This is a genomic window from Streptomyces lavendulae subsp. lavendulae (assembly GCF_002803845.1).
In the GTDB taxonomy this organism is placed as follows: Bacteria; Actinomycetota; Actinomycetes; order Streptomycetales; family Streptomycetaceae; genus Streptomyces; species Streptomyces lavendulae.
In genome coordinates, this window is record NZ_CP024985.1 from 4614663 (window position 1) to 4631455 (window position 16793).

17 protein-coding genes are annotated in these 16793 nt (G+C 73.4%); 11 read left to right on the forward strand and 6 right to left on the reverse strand.

Features of this window, described 5'->3' with window-relative positions; genetic code table 11:
• Positions 1-35: 35 nt before the first annotated feature.
• The 3 genes from SLAV_RS20355 to SLAV_RS20365 form a co-directional block, all read right to left on the reverse strand.
• Positions 36-1610, reverse strand: coding sequence for a serine/threonine-protein kinase (locus SLAV_RS20355; protein WP_037686869.1), 1575 nt, complete (start codon positions 1608-1610; stop codon positions 36-38).
• A 237-nt stretch (positions 1611-1847) separates the two neighbouring features.
• Complete coding sequence (locus SLAV_RS20360; RefSeq protein WP_051840637.1) at positions 1848-2375, reverse strand: MarR family winged helix-turn-helix transcriptional regulator; 528 nt, start codon at positions 2373-2375, stop codon at positions 1848-1850.
• Positions 2368-3015, reverse strand: coding sequence for a DJ-1/PfpI family protein (locus SLAV_RS20365; protein WP_030228607.1), 648 nt, complete (start codon positions 3013-3015; stop codon positions 2368-2370). The genes SLAV_RS20360 and SLAV_RS20365 overlap by 8 nt, the downstream gene beginning before the upstream one ends.
• A gap of 181 nt (positions 3016-3196) precedes the next feature.
• On the opposite strand from SLAV_RS20365, the gene SLAV_RS20370 reads away from it, so the two are divergent.
• The 3 genes from SLAV_RS20370 (at position 3197) to SLAV_RS20380 (ending at position 6125) form a co-directional block, all read left to right on the forward strand.
• A complete protein-coding gene (locus tag SLAV_RS20370; protein ID WP_030228605.1) occupies positions 3197-4549 on the forward strand; it encodes an aspartate aminotransferase family protein in 1353 nt (450 codons plus the stop codon).
• A gap of 132 nt (positions 4550-4681) precedes the next feature.
• On the forward strand, positions 4682-5353 hold the full coding sequence (locus SLAV_RS20375) for a GntR family transcriptional regulator (protein WP_030228603.1): 672 nt from the start codon (positions 4682-4684) through the stop codon (positions 5351-5353).
• Between the two features lie 121 nt (positions 5354-5474).
• Complete coding sequence (locus tag SLAV_RS20380) at positions 5475-6125, forward strand: putative DNA-mimic protein (protein WP_030228600.1); 651 nt, start codon at positions 5475-5477, stop codon at positions 6123-6125.
• A 34-nt stretch (positions 6126-6159) separates the two neighbouring features.
• Here the strand turns inward: SLAV_RS20380 and SLAV_RS20385 are convergent, their stop codons facing one another.
• On the reverse strand, positions 6160-6891 hold the full coding sequence (locus SLAV_RS20385) for an SLATT domain-containing protein (protein WP_030228598.1): 732 nt from the start codon (positions 6889-6891) through the stop codon (positions 6160-6162).
• 270 nt (positions 6892-7161) lie between these two features.
• Between SLAV_RS20385 and SLAV_RS20390 the strand changes: the two genes are divergently transcribed.
• The 7 genes from SLAV_RS20390 (at position 7162) to SLAV_RS20420 (ending at position 13424) form a co-directional block, all read left to right on the forward strand.
• Positions 7162-7506 carry a YbaB/EbfC family nucleoid-associated protein gene (locus tag SLAV_RS20390; protein WP_078950239.1) on the forward strand — a complete coding sequence of 115 codons (345 nt, stop codon included), beginning with the start codon at positions 7162-7164 and terminating at the stop codon, positions 7504-7506.
• A gap of 60 nt (positions 7507-7566) precedes the next feature.
• Positions 7567-8166 carry a recombination mediator RecR gene (recR, locus tag SLAV_RS20395; protein ID WP_030228593.1) on the forward strand — a complete coding sequence of 200 codons (600 nt, stop codon included), beginning with the start codon at positions 7567-7569 and terminating at the stop codon, positions 8164-8166.
• A complete protein-coding gene (locus SLAV_RS20400; RefSeq protein WP_030228590.1) occupies positions 8159-8806 on the forward strand; it encodes a DUF5063 domain-containing protein in 648 nt (215 codons plus the stop codon). The genes recR and SLAV_RS20400 overlap by 8 nt, the downstream gene beginning before the upstream one ends.
• Positions 8807-8916: 110 nt before the next feature.
• Positions 8917-10191 carry an aspartate kinase gene (locus SLAV_RS20405; RefSeq protein ID WP_030228588.1) on the forward strand — a complete coding sequence of 425 codons (1275 nt, stop codon included), beginning with the start codon at positions 8917-8919 and terminating at the stop codon, positions 10189-10191.
• Complete coding sequence (locus tag SLAV_RS20410) at positions 10188-11261, forward strand: aspartate-semialdehyde dehydrogenase (protein WP_030228586.1); 1074 nt, start codon at positions 10188-10190, stop codon at positions 11259-11261. The genes SLAV_RS20405 and SLAV_RS20410 overlap by 4 nt, the downstream gene beginning before the upstream one ends.
• 361 nt (positions 11262-11622) lie before the next feature.
• Entirely contained in the window at positions 11623-12270 is a 648-nt protein-coding gene (locus tag SLAV_RS20415) for a SigE family RNA polymerase sigma factor (protein WP_234333524.1), read from the forward strand.
• The gene (locus SLAV_RS20420; RefSeq protein ID WP_051840635.1) at positions 12267-13424 is read left to right on the forward strand and encodes a hypothetical protein; all 1158 of its coding nucleotides are present in this window, start codon (positions 12267-12269) and stop codon (positions 13422-13424) included. Before SLAV_RS20415 ends, SLAV_RS20420 begins: the two co-directional genes overlap by 4 nt.
• Before the next feature lie 275 nt (positions 13425-13699).
• Here the strand turns inward: SLAV_RS20420 and SLAV_RS20425 are convergent, their stop codons facing one another.
• Both SLAV_RS20425 and SLAV_RS20430 read right to left on the reverse strand, forming a co-directional pair.
• Positions 13700-14497, reverse strand: a complete 798-nt coding sequence (locus SLAV_RS20425; RefSeq protein WP_030228579.1) for an SURF1 family protein — start codon at positions 14495-14497, stop codon at positions 13700-13702.
• A gap of 100 nt (positions 14498-14597) precedes the next feature.
• On the reverse strand, positions 14598-16424 hold the full coding sequence (locus SLAV_RS20430) for a S9 family peptidase (protein WP_037686863.1): 1827 nt from the start codon (positions 16422-16424) through the stop codon (positions 14598-14600).
• A gap of 153 nt (positions 16425-16577) precedes the next feature.
• Here SLAV_RS20430 and SLAV_RS41055 point away from each other — a divergent pair, with 153 nt between their 5' ends.
• On the forward strand, positions 16578-16745 hold the full coding sequence (locus tag SLAV_RS41055) for a hypothetical protein (RefSeq protein ID WP_158740609.1): 168 nt from the start codon (positions 16578-16580) through the stop codon (positions 16743-16745).
• The last annotated feature ends 48 nt before the right edge of the window (positions 16746-16793 follow it).

Below are 16793 nucleotides of genomic sequence, written 5' to 3' on the forward strand. Positions count from 1 at the left end.
GCAGGCTTATTGACTTCGACACAATCGGCCGCCGACTACTCCCGGTGATACGTGAGAGGGGGGTTCGATCCCCCGTCCAGCTCGCGCCGCAGGGTGCCGTCGGGCAGCAGGCGCAGTCGGCTCCAGCCGCCGGGAGTGCAGGTGGGAGCGGGGCCGGAGGTGACGGTGGAGGCGTCGAGCTCCACCGGGTCGGGGGCGCCGCGCAGGGTGGCCCGCCAGGAGCAGGAGTAGCCGGGGTCGTCCACGCGCAGGGTCATGACGGGCTCGCCGACCGCGCCGGGGGTGAGGTCCAGGCGCCAGGTCGCGCTGCCGGAGGCGGCCCGCCAGGTGCCTACGTAGGACTGGGGGAGGCGGGCGGCCGGGCCGCCGCCCGAGGAGGTTCCGGTTCCGGGGGCCTTGGGGTCCGTGGGGCCCGCCCCGGTGGGGGCGGACGGCGCGGAGGCGGTGACCGCCGGGCCCGGAGGGAGAGGTTCCGGGGTACTGCTCATCACCGCGTACACCGTGCCGCCCGCCGCCGCCGCGACCACGACTGCGACGGCCACCAGGAAGGCGGTCGACGCCACGGGGGGCCGGGGCGCCGGTACGGCGGGCGGCGGCCCGTACGGGTACGACGCGGGCGGAGCCGGGGGGAGGGGCGGGGGCGGGGGCGCCACGGCGGTGGGGGCCGGGGGGAGGGTGTGCCGCGGACCGGGGTCCTCGCGGTCGAGGAGCTGTACGGCGTGCCGTCCGAGCCGGTCCACGAGCGGCGCCGGAAGCCATGGTTCCAGGGCGCGCCCGTCCGCCACCGTCCAGCCCGCCCCGACCCGGTCCAGGACCGCCGCCGGATCGGGCCGCGCCGCGGGGTCCTTGCGCAGGCAGTCCGCGACCAGCTCCCGCAGTTCGGCCGGTACGCCGTCCAGCTCGGGTTCCGCTTCGACGATGCGCAGCAGCAGCCCCGCGGCCCCGCCCGGCTGTTCCGCGTCGCCGAAGGGCTGCCGCCCGGTGGCCGCGTAGGCCAGCACCGCGCCGAGGCAGAAGACGTCGCAGGCCGGGGTGACCGCCTCGCCGCGGACCTGCTCGGGGGCCATGAACCCGGGTGAGCCGACCAGTTCCCCCGGCCGGGTCAGACCGCTGTCGGGGGTGTCGAGCGGCCGGGCGATGCCGAAGTCGATGACGCGGGGTCCGTCGAGGGTGAGCAGGACGTTGGACGGTTTCAGGTCGCGGTGGATGAGGCCCGCGCGGTGGATGTCCTGGAGGGCGTACGCGAGTCCGGCGGCCAGGATTCGCACGGTACGGGTGGGGAGGGGGCCGAAGTCGTGCGCGACGGTCTGCCGCAGGCTCGGCCCGGCGACGTACCCGGTGGCGAACCAGGGGACTTCGGCCTCGGTGTCGGCGTCGAGGACGGGAGCGGTCCAGGCGCCGCCGACCCGGCGGGCGGCCGCGACCTCCTGGCGGAACCGGGCGCGGAACTCCTCGCGGAGGGCGAGACCGGGGTGGACGAGCTTCACCGCGACGGTGCGGCCGCGGTCGGACCGGGCGAGGTAGACCTGGCCCATGCCGCCGGAGCCGAGGCGGGACAGGACGCGGTACGGGCCGACGTGCTGGGGGTCGGCGGGGTGCAGCGGTTCCATCGGCGGGTGGTCCTTCCCCCGGGGGCGGGCCGACGGGCCGAGCGTAGTTCGCTCCGCGGGGGGAGGGGGAGTGTCGGGCCGGTCCGGACCCCGGGCCGGGGGCGTTCCGGTGCGGCGCCGTTGCCGGGGCTCCGCCCCGGAGCCCCGCGCCTCAAACGCCGGCGGGGCTGGATTTTGGCGCGCCGGGAGGGGGTGCGGCTCAAGGATGCAGGGGCTCCGCCCCCGGACCCCCGCGCCTCAAGCGCCGGCGGGGCTGGAGTCGGTGCCGGTGGGGCTGGATTCCGGTTCGGCGGGGCCGGGTTCGGTGAGGGTGGTCAAGGCTGCCGAGAGGCGTTGCAGGGTGCGGGTCGTTTCCGCGAAGGCCTCGTCGCCCAGTTCCGCCGCCAGGCGGGTGGCCAGGTCGGCGTGGCCCGGGTCGATGCGGGCGATCGCGGCCCGCCCCTCCTCCGTCGGACGCAGCAGCTTCGCGCGCCGGTGGGCCGGGTTCGGGGCGTACGCGGCGAGGCCCTTGGCCACCAGCAGGTCCGCCACCCGCTGCACGCTCTGCCGGGTGATCCCCATGGCCCGCGCGATGCCCGCCACCGGCAGCGGCTCGTGCAGCACCGCCCCCAGGACCTGCCACCAGGCCGCCGTCAGCCCGGCCGGGCGGGCCAGCTCCTCCGACAGCGCGAGGAACTGCCCGTTGAGGTGGAAGACGCCGAGCGCCGTCCCGCTCAGCAGGTCCTGCCGCTCCCGCAGCGAAAGCGGACGCACCGGCTCAGGCATCTCCGGCCTCCGCCGCGGCCATCAGCACCGGGTACGCGCTCGCGTCGGAGTCGTGGAACAGCCGGTACCAGGCGTCCAGTACCTCCGGCCGGTAGACGCCGAGCCGCGCGAAGACCTCGCGGGCGAAGGCCGCCGGTTCGGTCGGGCCCGCCGTGATCAGGTCGCCGTCGGTGACCGCGTCGGCCTCCACGTAGTGCGCGGCGCCCCCGTACCCCGGCTGCTGCGCCAGGTAGAAGGAGACCGCGCCGGTGTGGGCGCGGCCGTCCAGGAGGCCCTCGCGGGCGAGGCCCGCCGTGGCCCCGCAGATCGCCGCGACCGGGACCCCTGCCGCCAGGAACGCGCGGGCCTTCGCGGCGAACGGGGCCAGCTCGTCGCCCGTGTCCCAGAGCGAGGCGCCGGTCAGGATCAGCAGGGAGGAGTCCTCGGGACGCAGGTCCGCGAGGGCCAGGTCGGGCTGGATCCGGAGCCCGCCCATCGTCGTGACCGTCCGCCCGGCGACGAGGCCGACCGTACGGATGGTGTGGCCGCGCTGGGTGAGGTGCGCGGTGGTGTGGCCGGTCTCCCAGTCCGCGTAGGTGTCGTAGACCGCGAGGTGGACGGGCTTGGGCTCGTGCCGGGGCCCGCTCGGGGTTCCGCTCATGGTGCTCGCCTCCGGATCGCAGGGGGTGGGTCTCTGACGAGAGGTCTATGACAAGATGCTGTCGTTTTGGGAGTGTGCTGTCAATGGCCCGCCCTCGGCAGACAGACTGCCGAGGGCGGGTGCCCACCCCCATACAGTCCGCCGATATCCCTTCCGACCTGCGCACTTCTAGCGTGACGACATGACCCCTCATGTCACCGGTGCGGCCGTCAAGGCCGCCGACCGCGCTCACGTCTTCCACTCGTGGTCCGCCCAGGCCCTGATCGACCCGCTGGCCGTCGCCGGGGCCGAGGGCTCGTACTTCTGGGACTACGACGGGAACCGCTTCCTCGACTTCTCCTCCCAGCTGGTCAACACCAACATCGGTCACCAGCACCCCAAGGTGGTCGCCGCGATCCAGGAGCAGGCCGCTCGGCTCTGCACCCTCGCGCCCGGTTTCGCCGTGGACGTCCGCTCCGAGGCCGCACGCCTCATCGCCGAGCGCACCCCCGGGGACCTGGACAAGATCTTCTTCACCAACGGCGGCGCCGAGGCCGTGGAGAACGCCGTACGGATGGCCCGGCTGCACACCGGCCGCCAGAAGGTGCTCTCCACGTACCGGTCGTACCACGGCGCCACCGCCGCCGCGATCAACCTGACCGGCGACCCGCGCCGCTGGCCCTCCGACACGGCCGCCGCCGGGGTCGTGCACTTCTGGGGCCCGTTCCTCTACCGCTCGCCCTTCCACGCCACGACCGAGGCCGAGGAGTGCGAGCGCGCCCTCGCCCACCTCGCCGACACCATCGCCTTCGAGGGTCCGGCGACCATCGCCGCGATCATCCTGGAGTCGGTGCCGGGCACCGCCGGGATCATGACCCCGCCGGCCGGGTACCTCGCCGGGGTGCGCGAGCTGTGCGACCGCCACGGCATCGTCTTCATCCTCGACGAGGTCATGTCGGGCTTCGGCCGCACCGGCAAGTGGTTCGCCGCCGAGCACTGGGACGTCACGCCGGACCTGATCACCTTCGCCAAGGGCGTGAACAGCGGATACGTGCCGCTGGGCGGTGTGGCCATCTCCGCCGCCATCGCCGAGACCTTCGCCACCCGCCCCTACCCGGGCGGACTGACCTACTCCGGTCACCCGCTGGCCTGCGCCGCCGCCGTCGCGACGATCAACGCGATGGAGGAGGAGGGAATCGTCGACAACGCCGCCCGCATCGGCGCCGAGGTGATCGCCCCGGGTCTGGCCGCGATCGCCGAGCGGCACCCGTCCGTCGGCGAGGTGCGCGGACTCGGCACCTTCTGGGCGCTGGAACTCGTACGGGACAAGGAGACGCGCGAGCCGCTCGTCCCGTACAACGCGGCCGGTGCCGCGAACGCGCCGATGGCCGAATTCGCGGCGGCCTGCAAGGCCTCCGGGCTGTGGCCGTTCGTCAACATGAACAGGACGCACGTCGTCCCGCCCTGCACGGTCACGGAAACCGAGGCCAAGGAGGGTCTGGCCCTCCTCGACGAGGCCCTGTCGGTCGCCGACCGGCACACCGCCGGCGCGTAGCCGGAAGGGATCCGGACGCACGGTCGTCCGGATAACGGGCGTTACGTCCGCATACCGGCCGCAGAACCGCTCGGTTTCAGCCGCGCTGCCTGGCCTAAGGTGTCCGAAGATCTATGGAGGAGACGGACCCCTATGCCAGGCAGCGGAAGCGGAGCTGTCACCCGCAACACCCTTCGGCAGCAGATCGCGGACGCGCTGCGCGACGAGGTGCTCGCGGGTCGTCTGCCGCCGGGGACCGAGTTCACGGTCAAGCAGATCGCCGAGCAGTACGAGGTCTCCGCGACCCCCGTGCGCGAAGCGCTGGTCGACCTCTCGGCCCAGGGGCTGCTGGAGTCGGTGCAGCACCGCGGGTTCCGGGTGCGGACCTACACCGTCGACGACTTCCGGGGCATGATCGAAGCCCGCACGCTGATCCTCGACGGCATCTTCCGCTGCCTCGTCGAACGCGGCGTCGCGCCCGGAGCGGCCGAGATGCTGGTGTCGGTGCGCCGTCGCGGGGAGGAGGCGCAGCGGGCCGCCCGGAGCGGTTCGCTCGAAGTGCTCATCGGCTACGACCTGCGGTTCTGGCGGGAGCTCAGCGGGCTGGTCGGCAACCCCTACATCTCCGAGTTCCTGCACCGGATCCGGATCCAGTGCTGGGTCTTCTCCGTACCGCACCTCCAGGGGTCGCCGGAGCTGCGGACCGCGCTGTGGGACGGGCACAACGAGCTGGTCGACGCCGTGACACTGGCCGACGCCGACGAGGTGCGGCGGCTGGTGCGCGCGTACAACCAGCACGGTCTGGACTGGGCCGCCCGGCTCTGAGGGGCCCCGCGGCCACCCCGGTTCCGCCCGCCCGTCGCCCCGGGTTCTGCGCACCCCTTCGCGGAGCGTGTCCGGAGCACTACTCTGGCCGGATCGGCGGCAACGACTGATCGGAGCCCGCGTGGCCTGTGACCTGTGGCTGGTCCCCCTTGTCGACGTGCTGTGCCACAGCCCCGACAACCCCTTCGCGGAAGAGATCGCCTCGTACGACAAGGCGCTGGGCGAGGCGGGTCTGCCGTCGGTGCCCGTGTTCGCCTACATGCCGGGCCTGAGCGGGGACGTGGCCCCGGTGGCCGGTTTCGACTACGACGCCCTGCACTTCCTGCGGCGGGCGTACCTGCTGCAGATCTGCGGGCTGCCGGTGACCCCGGTGGACGAGCTGGGCGGGGACTACGAGCAGCTGCTGGAGATGTTCGAGTCCACGGCGCAGCAGTCCCACCTGGTGTGGCACTACGACCACGCCGGGGCGTACGTCCCGGTGGACTTCCCGGCTCCGCTGGCCAACGAGGAGCTGCTGGCGGGGGGCGGCCCGCTGGGATCGGCGCAGGGGCTGCTGCGCGAGCTGGCCTTCGTGGCGCCCGCGATCGGGATAGACCCGGGGAACCCGCCGGCCGCGCCGGCGCCGCCCGGCGGGCCGACCTCGCTGGAGGAACCGGCGGGGCCGATCCCGTACGACGCGAGCCCCTTCGCGCGGGAGCGGCACGTGTGGCTCGGGCTGCACGCGGCGGCGACGCGGAGCCTCGGACAGGGATCGATGATCATCTTCAGTTGAGCGGCCCCGCCGCCCGCGACCGGGGCCCCCTGCCTCAGCGCGGCTGCTCCGGCGGCCGCTGGCGCGGCATGTTCGGGCGGGTGCCCGGAGGGAGGGGGAACCGGGCCGGGGGCACGTACGCGTCCGGGCGGGCGGGGGCCCCGCCCAGGGACTGCATCACCAGCGGCGCCGGACCCGCCCGGAACTCCACCATCCAGTCGGCCGTCTCGGAACGCACCAGCTCCGTGATGTCCTCCGAGAAGCGGCGCAGCACCGTCAGGCACCGCTCCGCGGCCTCTCCGGCGGTGCCCTCCGTCGGGCCGAGCACCTCGCGCACGTTCTCCGACGCCCAGTCGAACTGCAGGGTCTGGAGGCGGCGCTGCACGGCCTGGGCGGTCGCCACGTCCCGCATCCAGCCCGAGGTCAGCCCGAAGAACCGGTCGCAGGCCAGGCACGCGGCGGCGAGCAGCAGCGACAGGTACCCGTACGAGGCCGCGCCCGGCGCCGAGCCGGTCAGCTCCAGCAGGGGCATCGCGGCCCCCGTGACGGCGCCCAGGGCCGCGCCGGCCCGCAGCGTCCGCGCGCCCCGGCGCTTCCAGGCCCGGTCGGAGAGGTACCACTCGGCGGTGCGCAGCGCGTCGGCCTCCACCCGGCGGTAGAGCTCGTCGAGCCGCTCGGCGGGTTCGCCCCAGTCCCCGAGCGGGAACGGCCGGCCGGTCAGGTCGCCGTCGCCGTCCTCTGCGGGATCCCGGGGTGGCCCCTCGGGCTGCATCTCCGGCTGACTCACCCGGCACTCCCTCTGCCTGCGCTGACGTCTCTGTGGTGCGCGTGTGCGCAATGATGCGCATGCTCTTCCTACCTTCGAATGACGCGCGATGGACAACGAATCCCGGGTTTTCCGCCCACAAGGAGGGCGCCATCAGGTACGCGCACGCCCCGACTCTCACTCGAAAGAGTTGGTCCTCCCGGCGTAGGGCGCGGTGCCCGGGGAGCACGTAGGCTCGGATTGACCGAGCGTTCCCGAAGGTCGTCGCGACGACGTATGGAGTGAGCACCTGTGATTCCCGGTGGTGGCCAGCCCAACATGCAGCAGCTGCTCCAGCAGGCCCAGAAGATGCAGCAGGACCTAGCCGCTGCGCAGGAGGAGCTGGCGCTGGCCGAGGTCGAGGGCCAGGCCGGAGGCGGTCTGGTCAAGGCCACCGTCACCGGTTCCGGTGAACTGCGGGCGCTGGTGATCGACCCGAAGGCCGTGGACCCGGAGGACACCGAGACCCTCGCCGACCTGGTGGTCGCGGCGGTCCAGGCGGCCAACGAGAACGCGCAGGCGCTCCAGCAGCAGAAGCTCGGCCCGCTGGCCCAGGGCCTGGGCGGCGGCAGCGGGATCCCCGGCCTCCCGTTCTGACCCCGCTCCACAGACACCTCCACAGACACACAGAGAAGACCAGAGAAAGAAGGCAGTCCGTTGTACGAAGGCGTGGTCCAGGACCTGATCGACGAACTGGGCAGGCTGCCCGGCGTCGGGCCCAAGAGCGCGCAGCGGATCGCCTTCCACATCCTGCAGGCCGAGCCCACCGACGTCCGCCGTCTCGCGCACGCGCTGCTGGAGGTCAAGGCCAAGGTCCGGTTCTGCGCGGTGTGCGGGAACGTGGCGCAGGAGGAGCGCTGCGGCATCTGCCGTGACCCGCGCCGCGACACGACGGTCATCTGCGTGGTCGAGGAGCCGAAGGACGTCGTCGCGATCGAGCGCACCCGCGAGTTCCGGGGCAAGTACCACGTCCTCGGTGGCGCGATCAGCCCGATCGAGGGCGTCGGCCCGGACGACCTGCGCATCCGCGAGCTGCTGGCGCGCCTCGCGGACGGGACGGTCACCGAGCTGATCCTGGCGACCGACCCGAACCTGGAGGGCGAGGCGACCGCCACCTACCTCGCCCGCATGATCAAGCCCATGGGCCTCAAGGTCACCCGCCTGGCCAGCGGGCTCCCCGTCGGGGGAGATCTGGAGTACGCGGACGAGGTCACGCTGGGGCGGGCCTTTGAAGGAAGGCGACTTCTCGATGTCTGACGCAACGCTGCACGCCCTGGGACAGGATCCGGACGACTTCGCGGCCTCGATCGCGGACCAGATCGAATCCTTCATCGTCGCGGTCACCGAGGTGGCCAAGGGCGAGGACCCGGACAGCGCCGTTCCCTTCCTCCTCCTGGAGGTGTCCCAGCTGCTGCTGGCGGGCGGCCGGCTGGGCGCGTACCAGGACGTCCTGCCCGAAGAGCGCTACGAGCCCGACCTGGGCCCGGAGCCGGACGTGGACGACCTGCGCGAGCGCTTCGCGCTCATGCTGGAGCCGGTCGACGTCTACTCCGAGGTCTTCGACCCGTACGAGCCGCGCAAGGCCCCGGTCGCGCACCGGATCTCCGACGACCTGGCCGACGTGGTCGCCGACCTGCGCCACGGCCTCATCCACCACCAGGCCGGCCGGATCACCGAGGCGCTGTGGTGGTGGCAGTTCTCGTACTTCACCAACTGGGGTCCGACGGCCTCGGCCACCCTGCGCGCCCTCCAGTCGCTGATCGCGCACGTCCGCCTGGACCAGCCGCTGGCCGCCCTCGACGGCCTCGACACGGACGAGGACCTGACCGAGGAGGAGCTCGCGGAGCAGGCCGGGCTGGTCATGGCCGAGGAACTGGGGCGACTCGGCCACAAGTGACGGCAACCGGAGCGCTGATCTTTTCGTCTCATGATGTGGTACGGGGCGGTCGGATCCCGGCCGCTCGTTAGACTGCACCAGCAATGAGACGGACCGAGCGAGGAGCGCACGTGGGCCTTGTCGTGCAGAAGTACGGAGGCTCCTCCGTAGCCGATGCCGAGGGCATCAAGCGCGTCGCCAAGCGGATCGTGGATGCCAAGAAGAACGGCCACCAGGTGGTCGTCGTGGTTTCCGCGATGGGCGACACGACGGACGAGCTGATCGATCTCGCCGAGCAGGTATCTCCGATGCCTGCGGGGCGCGAATTCGACATGCTGCTGACCGCCGGAGAGCGGATCTCCATGGCCCTGCTGGCCATGGCGATCAAAAACCTGGGCCACGAGGCCCAGTCGTTCACCGGCAGCCAGGCAGGCGTGATCACCGACTCGGTCCACAACAAAGCGCGCATCATCGATGTGACGCCGGGCCGGATCCGCACCGCGCTGGACGAGGGCAACATCGCCATCGTTGCCGGTTTCCAGGGTGTGTCCGCGGACTCCAAGGACATCACCACCCTCGGCCGGGGCGGCTCGGACACCACCGCCGTGGCGCTCGCCGCGGCGCTGGACGCCGAGGTCTGTGAGATCTACACCGATGTCGACGGCGTCTTCACCGCGGACCCCCGCGTCGTGAAGAAGGCCCGGAAGATCGACTGGATCGCCTCCGAGGACATGCTGGAGCTCGCGGCCTCCGGCTCCAAGGTGCTGCTGCACCGCTGCGTCGAGTACGCCCGCCGCTACAACATCCCGATCCACGTCCGCTCGTCCTTCTCGGGACTGCCGGGCACCTGGGTCAGCAACGAGAATCCGCAAGGGGACGCGCAGGTGGAGCACGCCATCATCTCCGGAGTCGCTCACGACGTCTCCGAAGCCAAGATCACGGTCGTCGGCGTCCCGGACAAGCCGGGCGAGGCCGCGGCGATCTTCCGCGCCATCGCGGACGCCGAGATCAACATCGACATGATCGTCCAGAACGTGTCGGCGGCCTCCACCGGTCTGACCGACATCTCCTTCACCCTCCCCAAGACCGAGGGCCACAAGGCCATCGACGCCCTGGAGAAGGCGAAGGGCCAGATCGGCTTCGACTCGCTGCGCTACGACGACCAGATCGGCAAGATCTCCCTGGTCGGCGCGGGCATGAAGACGAACCCGGGCGTCACCGCCTCCTTCTTCCAGGCGCTGTCCGACGCGGGCGTGAACATCGAGCTGATCTCCACCTCCGAGATCCGCATCTCGGTCGTCACCCGCCAGGACGACGTCAACGACGCCGTCCGCGCGGTGCACACGGCCTTCGGCCTGGACTCCGACAGCGACGAGGCCGTCGTCTACGGAGGCACCGGACGATGACGGCGCCCCGGTCCTCCGGCCCGGCGCTCGCCGTGGTCGGGGCGACCGGAGCGGTCGGTTCGGTCCTGCTCCAGATCCTGTCCCAGCGGGCGGACGTCTGGGGCGACATCCGCCTGATCGCCTCCCCGCGCTCGGCCGGCCGCGTGCTGGCCGTCCGCGGGGAGGAGACCGAGGTGATCGCCCTCACCGAGGACGCCTTCGACGGCTTCGGCAAGGGCGACATCGTGCTCTTCCTGACCCCGGCCGAGGTGTCGGCGCGCTGGGCCCCCGTGGTGACCGCGCGCGGTGCCGTCGTGGTGGACCAGTCCGCCGCCTTCCGGGAAGACCCCGAGGTACCCCTGGTGGTGCCCGAGGTGAACGGCCACGCCGTACGGATCCGGCCGCGCGGCATCGTCGCGGGCCCGGACTGCGTGACGGCCGCCATGATCGCCACCCTGGGCGCCCTGCACGCCGAGTACGGGCTGGCCGACCTGGCCGTCTCCTCGTACCAGGCCGCCAGCGCGGCCGGCCGGGCCGGTTCCGAGGCGCTGCGCCGCCAGCTGTCGCTGGTCGCCGGGAGCACCCTGGGGGAGCAGACCGGGGACGTGCGCCGGGCCGTGGGCGAGGACACCGGCCCCTTCGCGGCTCCGCTCGCGCTGAACGTCGTGCCCTGGTCCGGGGAGCTGCGCGAGGGCGGCTGGTCCTCGCACGAGCTGGCCGTACGGGCGGAGACCCGGCGGATCCTGGGGCTGGAGTCGCTGCCGATCGCGGTGACCTGCGTACAGGTTCCCGTGGTGACCGGGCATTCCCTGACGGTGCGGGCCCGCTTCGAGCGGGAGGTGGACGCGGGGCACGCCCGGGAGATCCTGGAGGCGGCGCCCGGAGTGGTGCTCGTCGACGATCCCGAGGCGGGGGAGTTCCCCACGCCCGCCGACGCCGCCGGTACGGATCCGGCCTGGGTGGGGCGGGTACGGGGCTCGCTCGACGACTCCCGCTCCCTGGAGTTCTTCGTGTGCGCCGACAATCTGCGCAAGGGCGCGGCGCTGAATGCCACCCAGATCTCGGAACTGATCGCGGGTGAATTCGCGTAATTCGCTTTGTAGGATCGGTACCGATCCCTTGATCAAGGTGATGTCCCGACTGCCGTCTGGATAAATGGGGCAATCGGGAAGAGCGGGTACGCATGAAGGCAATGGGGAAATTGCTGGTTACTCTGCCGCACGCGTACAACCCTGACGGGGGGACGCGCGTCCAACCGGCGTGGCAGAGGCACTCTTGGAATACGCCGTCGTACCGGTGCGCCCGGGGATCGTTCCCCCGCGCCGCCGCTCCCTCGCGGCAGGCGGCTCCGGCGGCTTCCCCGTGATCGTCCCCGTCCCGCCGGCGAGCGTTCCGGCCGTGCAGCCCGTCCTGGCGCCCCTCGGCGGCCGCGTACCCGCGCCCCGCGGCGGCGTGGCCGCGGAACAGGCCGGGGGACCGGCCGACGCGCCGGACACCGAGTCGGCCGAAGCCGTTCCCGAAGCCGTTCCCGCCACCGTTCCCGAAGCCGTTGCCGCAGCCGGGACGCCGTCCGGGACGGCCGTCGACGGCGCCCCGGTCGTGGCCGGGACCACGGTCGACCACCTCACCGAGACCTACCAGGCCCACTACCGGTCCCTCCTGGGCCTGGCTGCCCTGCTCCTCGACGACACGGCCTCCTGCGAGGACGTGGTCCAGGAGGCCTTCATCCGCGTCCACTCGGCCCGCAACCGGGTGCGTGACCGCGACAAGACACTGGCCTATCTCCGCCAGACCGTCGTGAACCTCTCGCGTTCCGCGCTGCGCCGCCGCATCCTCGGTCTCAAGCTGCTGTCCAAGCCGATGCCGGACATGGCCAGCGCGGAGGAAGGGGCCTACGACCAGCTGGAGCGGGACGACCTGATCAAGGCGATGCGCGGGCTCCAGCGCCGCCAGCGCGAGGTGCTGGTGCTGCGCTACTTCGCGGACATGACGGAGGTCCAGGTCGCCGAGACGCTCGGGATATCGCTCGGCTCGGTCAAGGCGTACGGTTCGCGGGGCATTGCCGCGCTGAGGGTGGCGATGGAGGCAGCGCAGTCATGAGGGACGACCACGAGAACCCGCAGGTCCCGGCCGCACCGGGTACCGGTGACGAGCAGGTCCTACGGAGCCTGCTGGCCGGGGCCGTACAGGGTCTGGAACCCTCCGAGGGGGCCCTGGAGCGGCTGCGCCACGCGGTGCCCGCCCGCCGGGCCCGCAAACGGCAGGCCCTCGTCGGGGCGGCCGCGGCGGCCCTGCTGGCCGGCACCGCGATCCCGGCCGCGCTGCACCTGGGCACCGACCAGGGAGCCGGCGTCGGGAACTCGGCGATGGCCGGTCACGGCGAGGCCGAGGGCGGCAAGACCCCCGGCCCCTCCGACCCGCACCAGAACGGCTCCGGCGACGGGACCGGGACCGGCCCGAAGGCCGCGAAGCCCGTCGGCGCGGACCAGGATGCGGGCGGCGCCGACGGCAAGCCGTCCCCGCAGGCCGGCGGCTCCCCCTCAGGCGGCCCGGCGACGGGCGGCCCGACCGGGGCCGGAACCTCCGCGGGCACGGCGAGCGGGGCCGGCCACGGCCCGCCCCCGGTCGGCGCGGCCCCCGGCGTCCCCGGCTGCACCGCCGGACAGCTCGGGGTGGCCGGCAGCGCCCGCGCCCCCGGCCCAGACGGCAAGGTGCTCGGCAGTTTCAAGGTCACCAACGTCTCCGCCAAGGGCTGTACGGTCACCGGACCGGACACCGTGACGGCCGCGGCGGTCCCCGCCGTGCAGCCGCCCGCGCAGTCCGCCGGGGTGACGGTCACCGGCCACACGGCGGGCGACCCGGCGAGCGGGCTGCTGCCCGACCCGTCGGCGGAGACCCCGGTGCTGTTCCTGGAGCCGAACACGGCGTACGAGGTGCGCTTCGCCTGGGTGCCCTCGGGAGCCTCCTGCCCGGCGTCCCCCGGCCCGTCGGCCAAGCCCCAGCAGGGCGACGCCGCGCCCACGGCCGGTACGGAGGGGGCCTCGGCCGCGCCAGCCGCCGCGCCGGGCGGTGCCGCGGCCGCTGCCGCCGCCCCGGGCCCGGACCCGCAGACCGGCGGTACGGGAACCCAGCCGGGCGGAGTGGCGGTCTCGCACACCCCGGCCACGGGAGATCCGGTCACCCGGACCACCATCCCCGAGGCCTGTGGCGGGACGGTCTACCGGACGGGCATCCTTCCCCAGACGACGCCGTAGCGAGGAGCCACCGCCCCGGGGGCGGCCCGCCGCCCGGGCCAGTGCGCGAAGGCCCGCCCCGGTCCTCGGCCCGGGGCCGGTGATTTGCCGCCCCGGCCGGGTGCGCAGAGGCCCGCCCCGGTACTCAGCCCAAGGCAGGCGCTTGCCTTCCCGGCCGGGTGCGCAGAGACCGGCCCCGGCCCCTCAGCCCCGGGCCGGTGCTTGCCGTCCCGGCCCTCGGCCTCGGGCCGTGCCCCGGCCCGTGCGTGTCGCGACCCGGAACCCGTGAACCGCGCTCAGCCCTGCGCTTCGGCCCGCGCCCCCGCTGGAGCGGCGTCCTGCGCCGGGAGCAGTCCCGCCTCGGCGTCGCGCAGGGTCTCGATCTCGCGCCGGTAGAGCCGGAACCACATGAAGAGCACGAACCCGGCGAAGACGAACCACTCGCCGGTGTACCCGAGGTTCTGGAAGGCCTTCATGTCGAGACCGGTGTTGACCGGCGCCTTCGCCGGTACCGGGAGCATCCCGTCGGCCGGGGTCTGCACCGTCAGCCAGGCGTCGTAGAGCGGGTCCTGCACCAGGTTGACCAGCGTGGCCGCCCCGATCACCCCGATCTGCCCGGACGGCAGCCCGCCCTGCGCGTGCACGCCCTTGGTCTGGGAGTTCTCCGCGGACTGCAGGGCACCGGTGACCTCGGTCCGTCCGGCCGGCGGCGCCGGAGCCTTCGCCGGGTCCGCCGTCCCGGGCAGCCAGCCGCGGACCACGGGGACGGTCTTGCCGCCGTCGGTCCGCAGCAGCGTCAGGACGTAGAAGCCGGTCTTCCCGTCGAGCTCCCGGTCCGGGACCAGCAGCTGCTGCCCGTACTCACCGGCCGCCGAAGCGAGCCGTCCGGAGGTCTTCGTGTCGACCGGGAGCAGCGAGTCCAGCGGCGCGGCCGCCCGGTCGGCGGGCCGCTCCGCCTTCGCCTCCCGGTGGCTGCCGACGCGGTCCTCGAACCGGCCGAGCTGCCAGGTCCCCATGAACAGGCAGAAGGGGATGGCGAGCGCGACGAAGACGTTGATCCCCCACCAGCGCGGGGTCAGGAGAAACCGGTGCACCCCACCACCGTACGGGGGCCGCGCCCGGAGCCCGCCTCCGGGGCTCGGGGGGCTCCGGGCGCACCACGGGCGCACCGGAGCCCCACCGAGCCCCATGGCGTCACCTCGGCAGGTGCTTCAGCGCGAACTCCAGGTCCATCCGGACCTGCTTGATGCGCTCCTCCACGACCAGCGAGCCGTGCCCCGCGTCGTAGCGGTAGACCTCGTGGACGGCGCCGCGCGCCGCGAGCCGGTCCACGTAGTTGTCGATCTGCCGGATCGGGCAGCGCGGGTCGTTGACGCCCGCCGCGATGTGGACGGGGGCCTTGACCGCGTCCACGTACGTCAGCGGCGAGGAGGCCTCGAACCGCTCCGGGACCTCCTCCGGGGTGCCGCCGAAGAGGGTGCGGTCCAGGGCCTTCAGCGCCTCCATCTCGTCGTGGTACGCCGTCACGTAGTCCGCCACCGGTACGGCGGCCAGCCCCACCGCCCAGTCGTCGGGCCGGGTGCCGATGCCGAGGAGGGTCAGGTACCCGCCCCAGGAGCCGCCCGACAGGACGAGGCGGGCCGGGTCCGCGAGGCCGGAGGTCACGGCCCACTCCCGGACGGCGGAGACGTCCTCCAGCTCGATCAGGCCGACCCGGTGCTTGAGGGCGTCCGTCCACTCGCGGCCGTAGCCGGTCGAGCCCCGGTAGTTGACCCGGACCACCGCGAAGCCGTGGTCGAGCCAGGCCGCCGGAGTGGCGAGGAAGGAGTCGCTGTCGTGCCAGGTCGGGCCGCCGTGGATCTCGAAGATCGTCGGGAAGGGGCCCTCGCCGTGGCCCACGGGGCGCTGGGCCAGCGCGTGGATCCGCCCGCCGGGGCCCTCCACCCACACGTCCTCGACGGGCACCGAGCCCGGCGGCCGGAAGCCGGGCGGGTCGAGAACGATGCCGCCCGCGGTGGACCGTACGGAGGCGGGCTCGGCCGCCGAGGACCACTGGTACTCCACGGTTCCGTCGGGGCGGGCGGTCGCGCCGCTCACCGACCCGGGGGGCGTGTCCACCCGTACGAGTTCCCGCGCGGCCAGGTCGTAGCGCCACAGCTCGCTGCGCGCCTCGAAGCTGTGCGCGACGAGCAGGGCGGACCCGTCCGGGTACCACTCGGCGCTCACGTCGCCCGGCAGCTCGACCGCGAGGTCCTCCTGGGCGCCGGTGGCGACGTCCCAGACCATCGGCTCCCAGCGGCCGCGCCGCTGGTGGCCGACGAGCAGCCGGGTGTCCCCGGCGACCGGGGCGAAGCCGAGCACCTCCAGGCCGAGCTCCACCGTGCCACCGCGCGAGTCGTCGAGCTCCGCGACGGTCGCCCCGTCGAGGGTGACCACGCGCAGTGCCGAGTGCATCGCGTCGCCGTGCTCGGTGTGCTCGATGGCGAGCAGGGTCCCGTCGTGGGACAGGTCGCCGACGCCGGCCGACTCGCGGTGGCGGTAGATGACGGCGGGGGCGCTGCCGTCGGGGCGCACCACGTGGATGGTGGAGCCGTCCTCGTCCGTGGACCGGCCGACGACCGCCGTGCCGTCGCGGCCGAGGGCGAGACCGGCCGGGTAGGAGGGTTCCAGGCCTGGGGTGGCGGGCTCGTCGGGGCCGCCCGCGAAGGGCTGGCGGACCCAGGTGCCGAACTCGTCGCCGTCGGTGTCGGAGAACCACCAGATCCACTCGCCGTCGGGGGAGAGGGTGCCGTCGGTGGTGCCGTTGGGGCGGTCGGTGGCCTGGCGCTGGGTGCCGGTGGCACGGTCCCAGGCGTAGAGCTCGTAGGTCCCGGTGGCGTTCGAGACGAAGAGCGAGCGGTCCGGGGCGTCCTCCGCCCAGTCGGGGAGCCCGACGCGCGGCGCCCGGAAGCGCTTCTCCCAGTCGGGCATCTCGGGCGTCTCGGCGGCTGCGCCGGGGGTCAGATCGCTGTCGCTGGTCATGCCCTCCATTCTTGCCGCACCGGCCGGGGCGGTGCGGCGGTGCGGCGGGGCGGTGCGGCGGGGCGGCGCACCGGTGCGGTGCCGGGATGCCGACGGTGGCGAACGGGAGCATCGTGGTGGGGGTACGCCGACGGCAGCCGAGAGGTGTTGATCATGTCCAAGAAGGCCCGTACCGGTCACCACGAGCACCAGGACTCCGAGCGCGCGCTGGCGAAGAACACCGCGGCCGAGGCGCGTGCCAAGGCCGCCGTCCGGGACGTCCAGTCGGTCGCCGCCAAGACGAGGGGCATGCAGCAGAAGGCCCAGTCGAAGCGCGGCTGAACGCCGCGCGGGCCGATGTTTCACGTGAAACAGAGCGCCGCGTGCGTA

What these genes read in the sequence shown, in the direction of transcription:
- SLAV_RS20400 (WP_030228590.1), top strand. Translation starts at nt 8,159, where the DNA reads ATGTCTGACGCAACGCTGCACGCCCTGGGACAGGATCCGGACGACTTC.
- SLAV_RS20430 (WP_037686863.1), bottom strand. Translation starts at nt 16,424, where the DNA reads ATGACCAGCGACAGCGATCTGACCCCCGGCGCAGCCGCCGAGACGCCC.
- SLAV_RS20410 (WP_030228586.1), top strand. Translation starts at nt 10,188, where the DNA reads ATGACGGCGCCCCGGTCCTCCGGCCCGGCGCTCGCCGTGGTCGGGGCG.
- SLAV_RS20360 (WP_051840637.1), bottom strand. Translation starts at nt 2,375, where the DNA reads ATGCCTGAGCCGGTGCGTCCGCTTTCGCTGCGGGAGCGGCAGGACCTG.
- SLAV_RS20355 (WP_037686869.1), bottom strand. Translation starts at nt 1,610, where the DNA reads ATGGAACCGCTGCACCCCGCCGACCCCCAGCACGTCGGCCCGTACCGC.
- SLAV_RS41055 (WP_158740609.1), top strand. Translation starts at nt 16,578, where the DNA reads ATGTCCAAGAAGGCCCGTACCGGTCACCACGAGCACCAGGACTCCGAG.
- SLAV_RS20375 (WP_030228603.1), top strand. Translation starts at nt 4,682, where the DNA reads ATGCCAGGCAGCGGAAGCGGAGCTGTCACCCGCAACACCCTTCGGCAG.
- SLAV_RS20370 (WP_030228605.1), top strand. Translation starts at nt 3,197, where the DNA reads ATGACCCCTCATGTCACCGGTGCGGCCGTCAAGGCCGCCGACCGCGCT.
- SLAV_RS20365 (WP_030228607.1), bottom strand. Translation starts at nt 3,015, where the DNA reads ATGAGCGGAACCCCGAGCGGGCCCCGGCACGAGCCCAAGCCCGTCCAC.
- SLAV_RS20420 (WP_051840635.1), top strand. Translation starts at nt 12,267, where the DNA reads ATGAGGGACGACCACGAGAACCCGCAGGTCCCGGCCGCACCGGGTACC.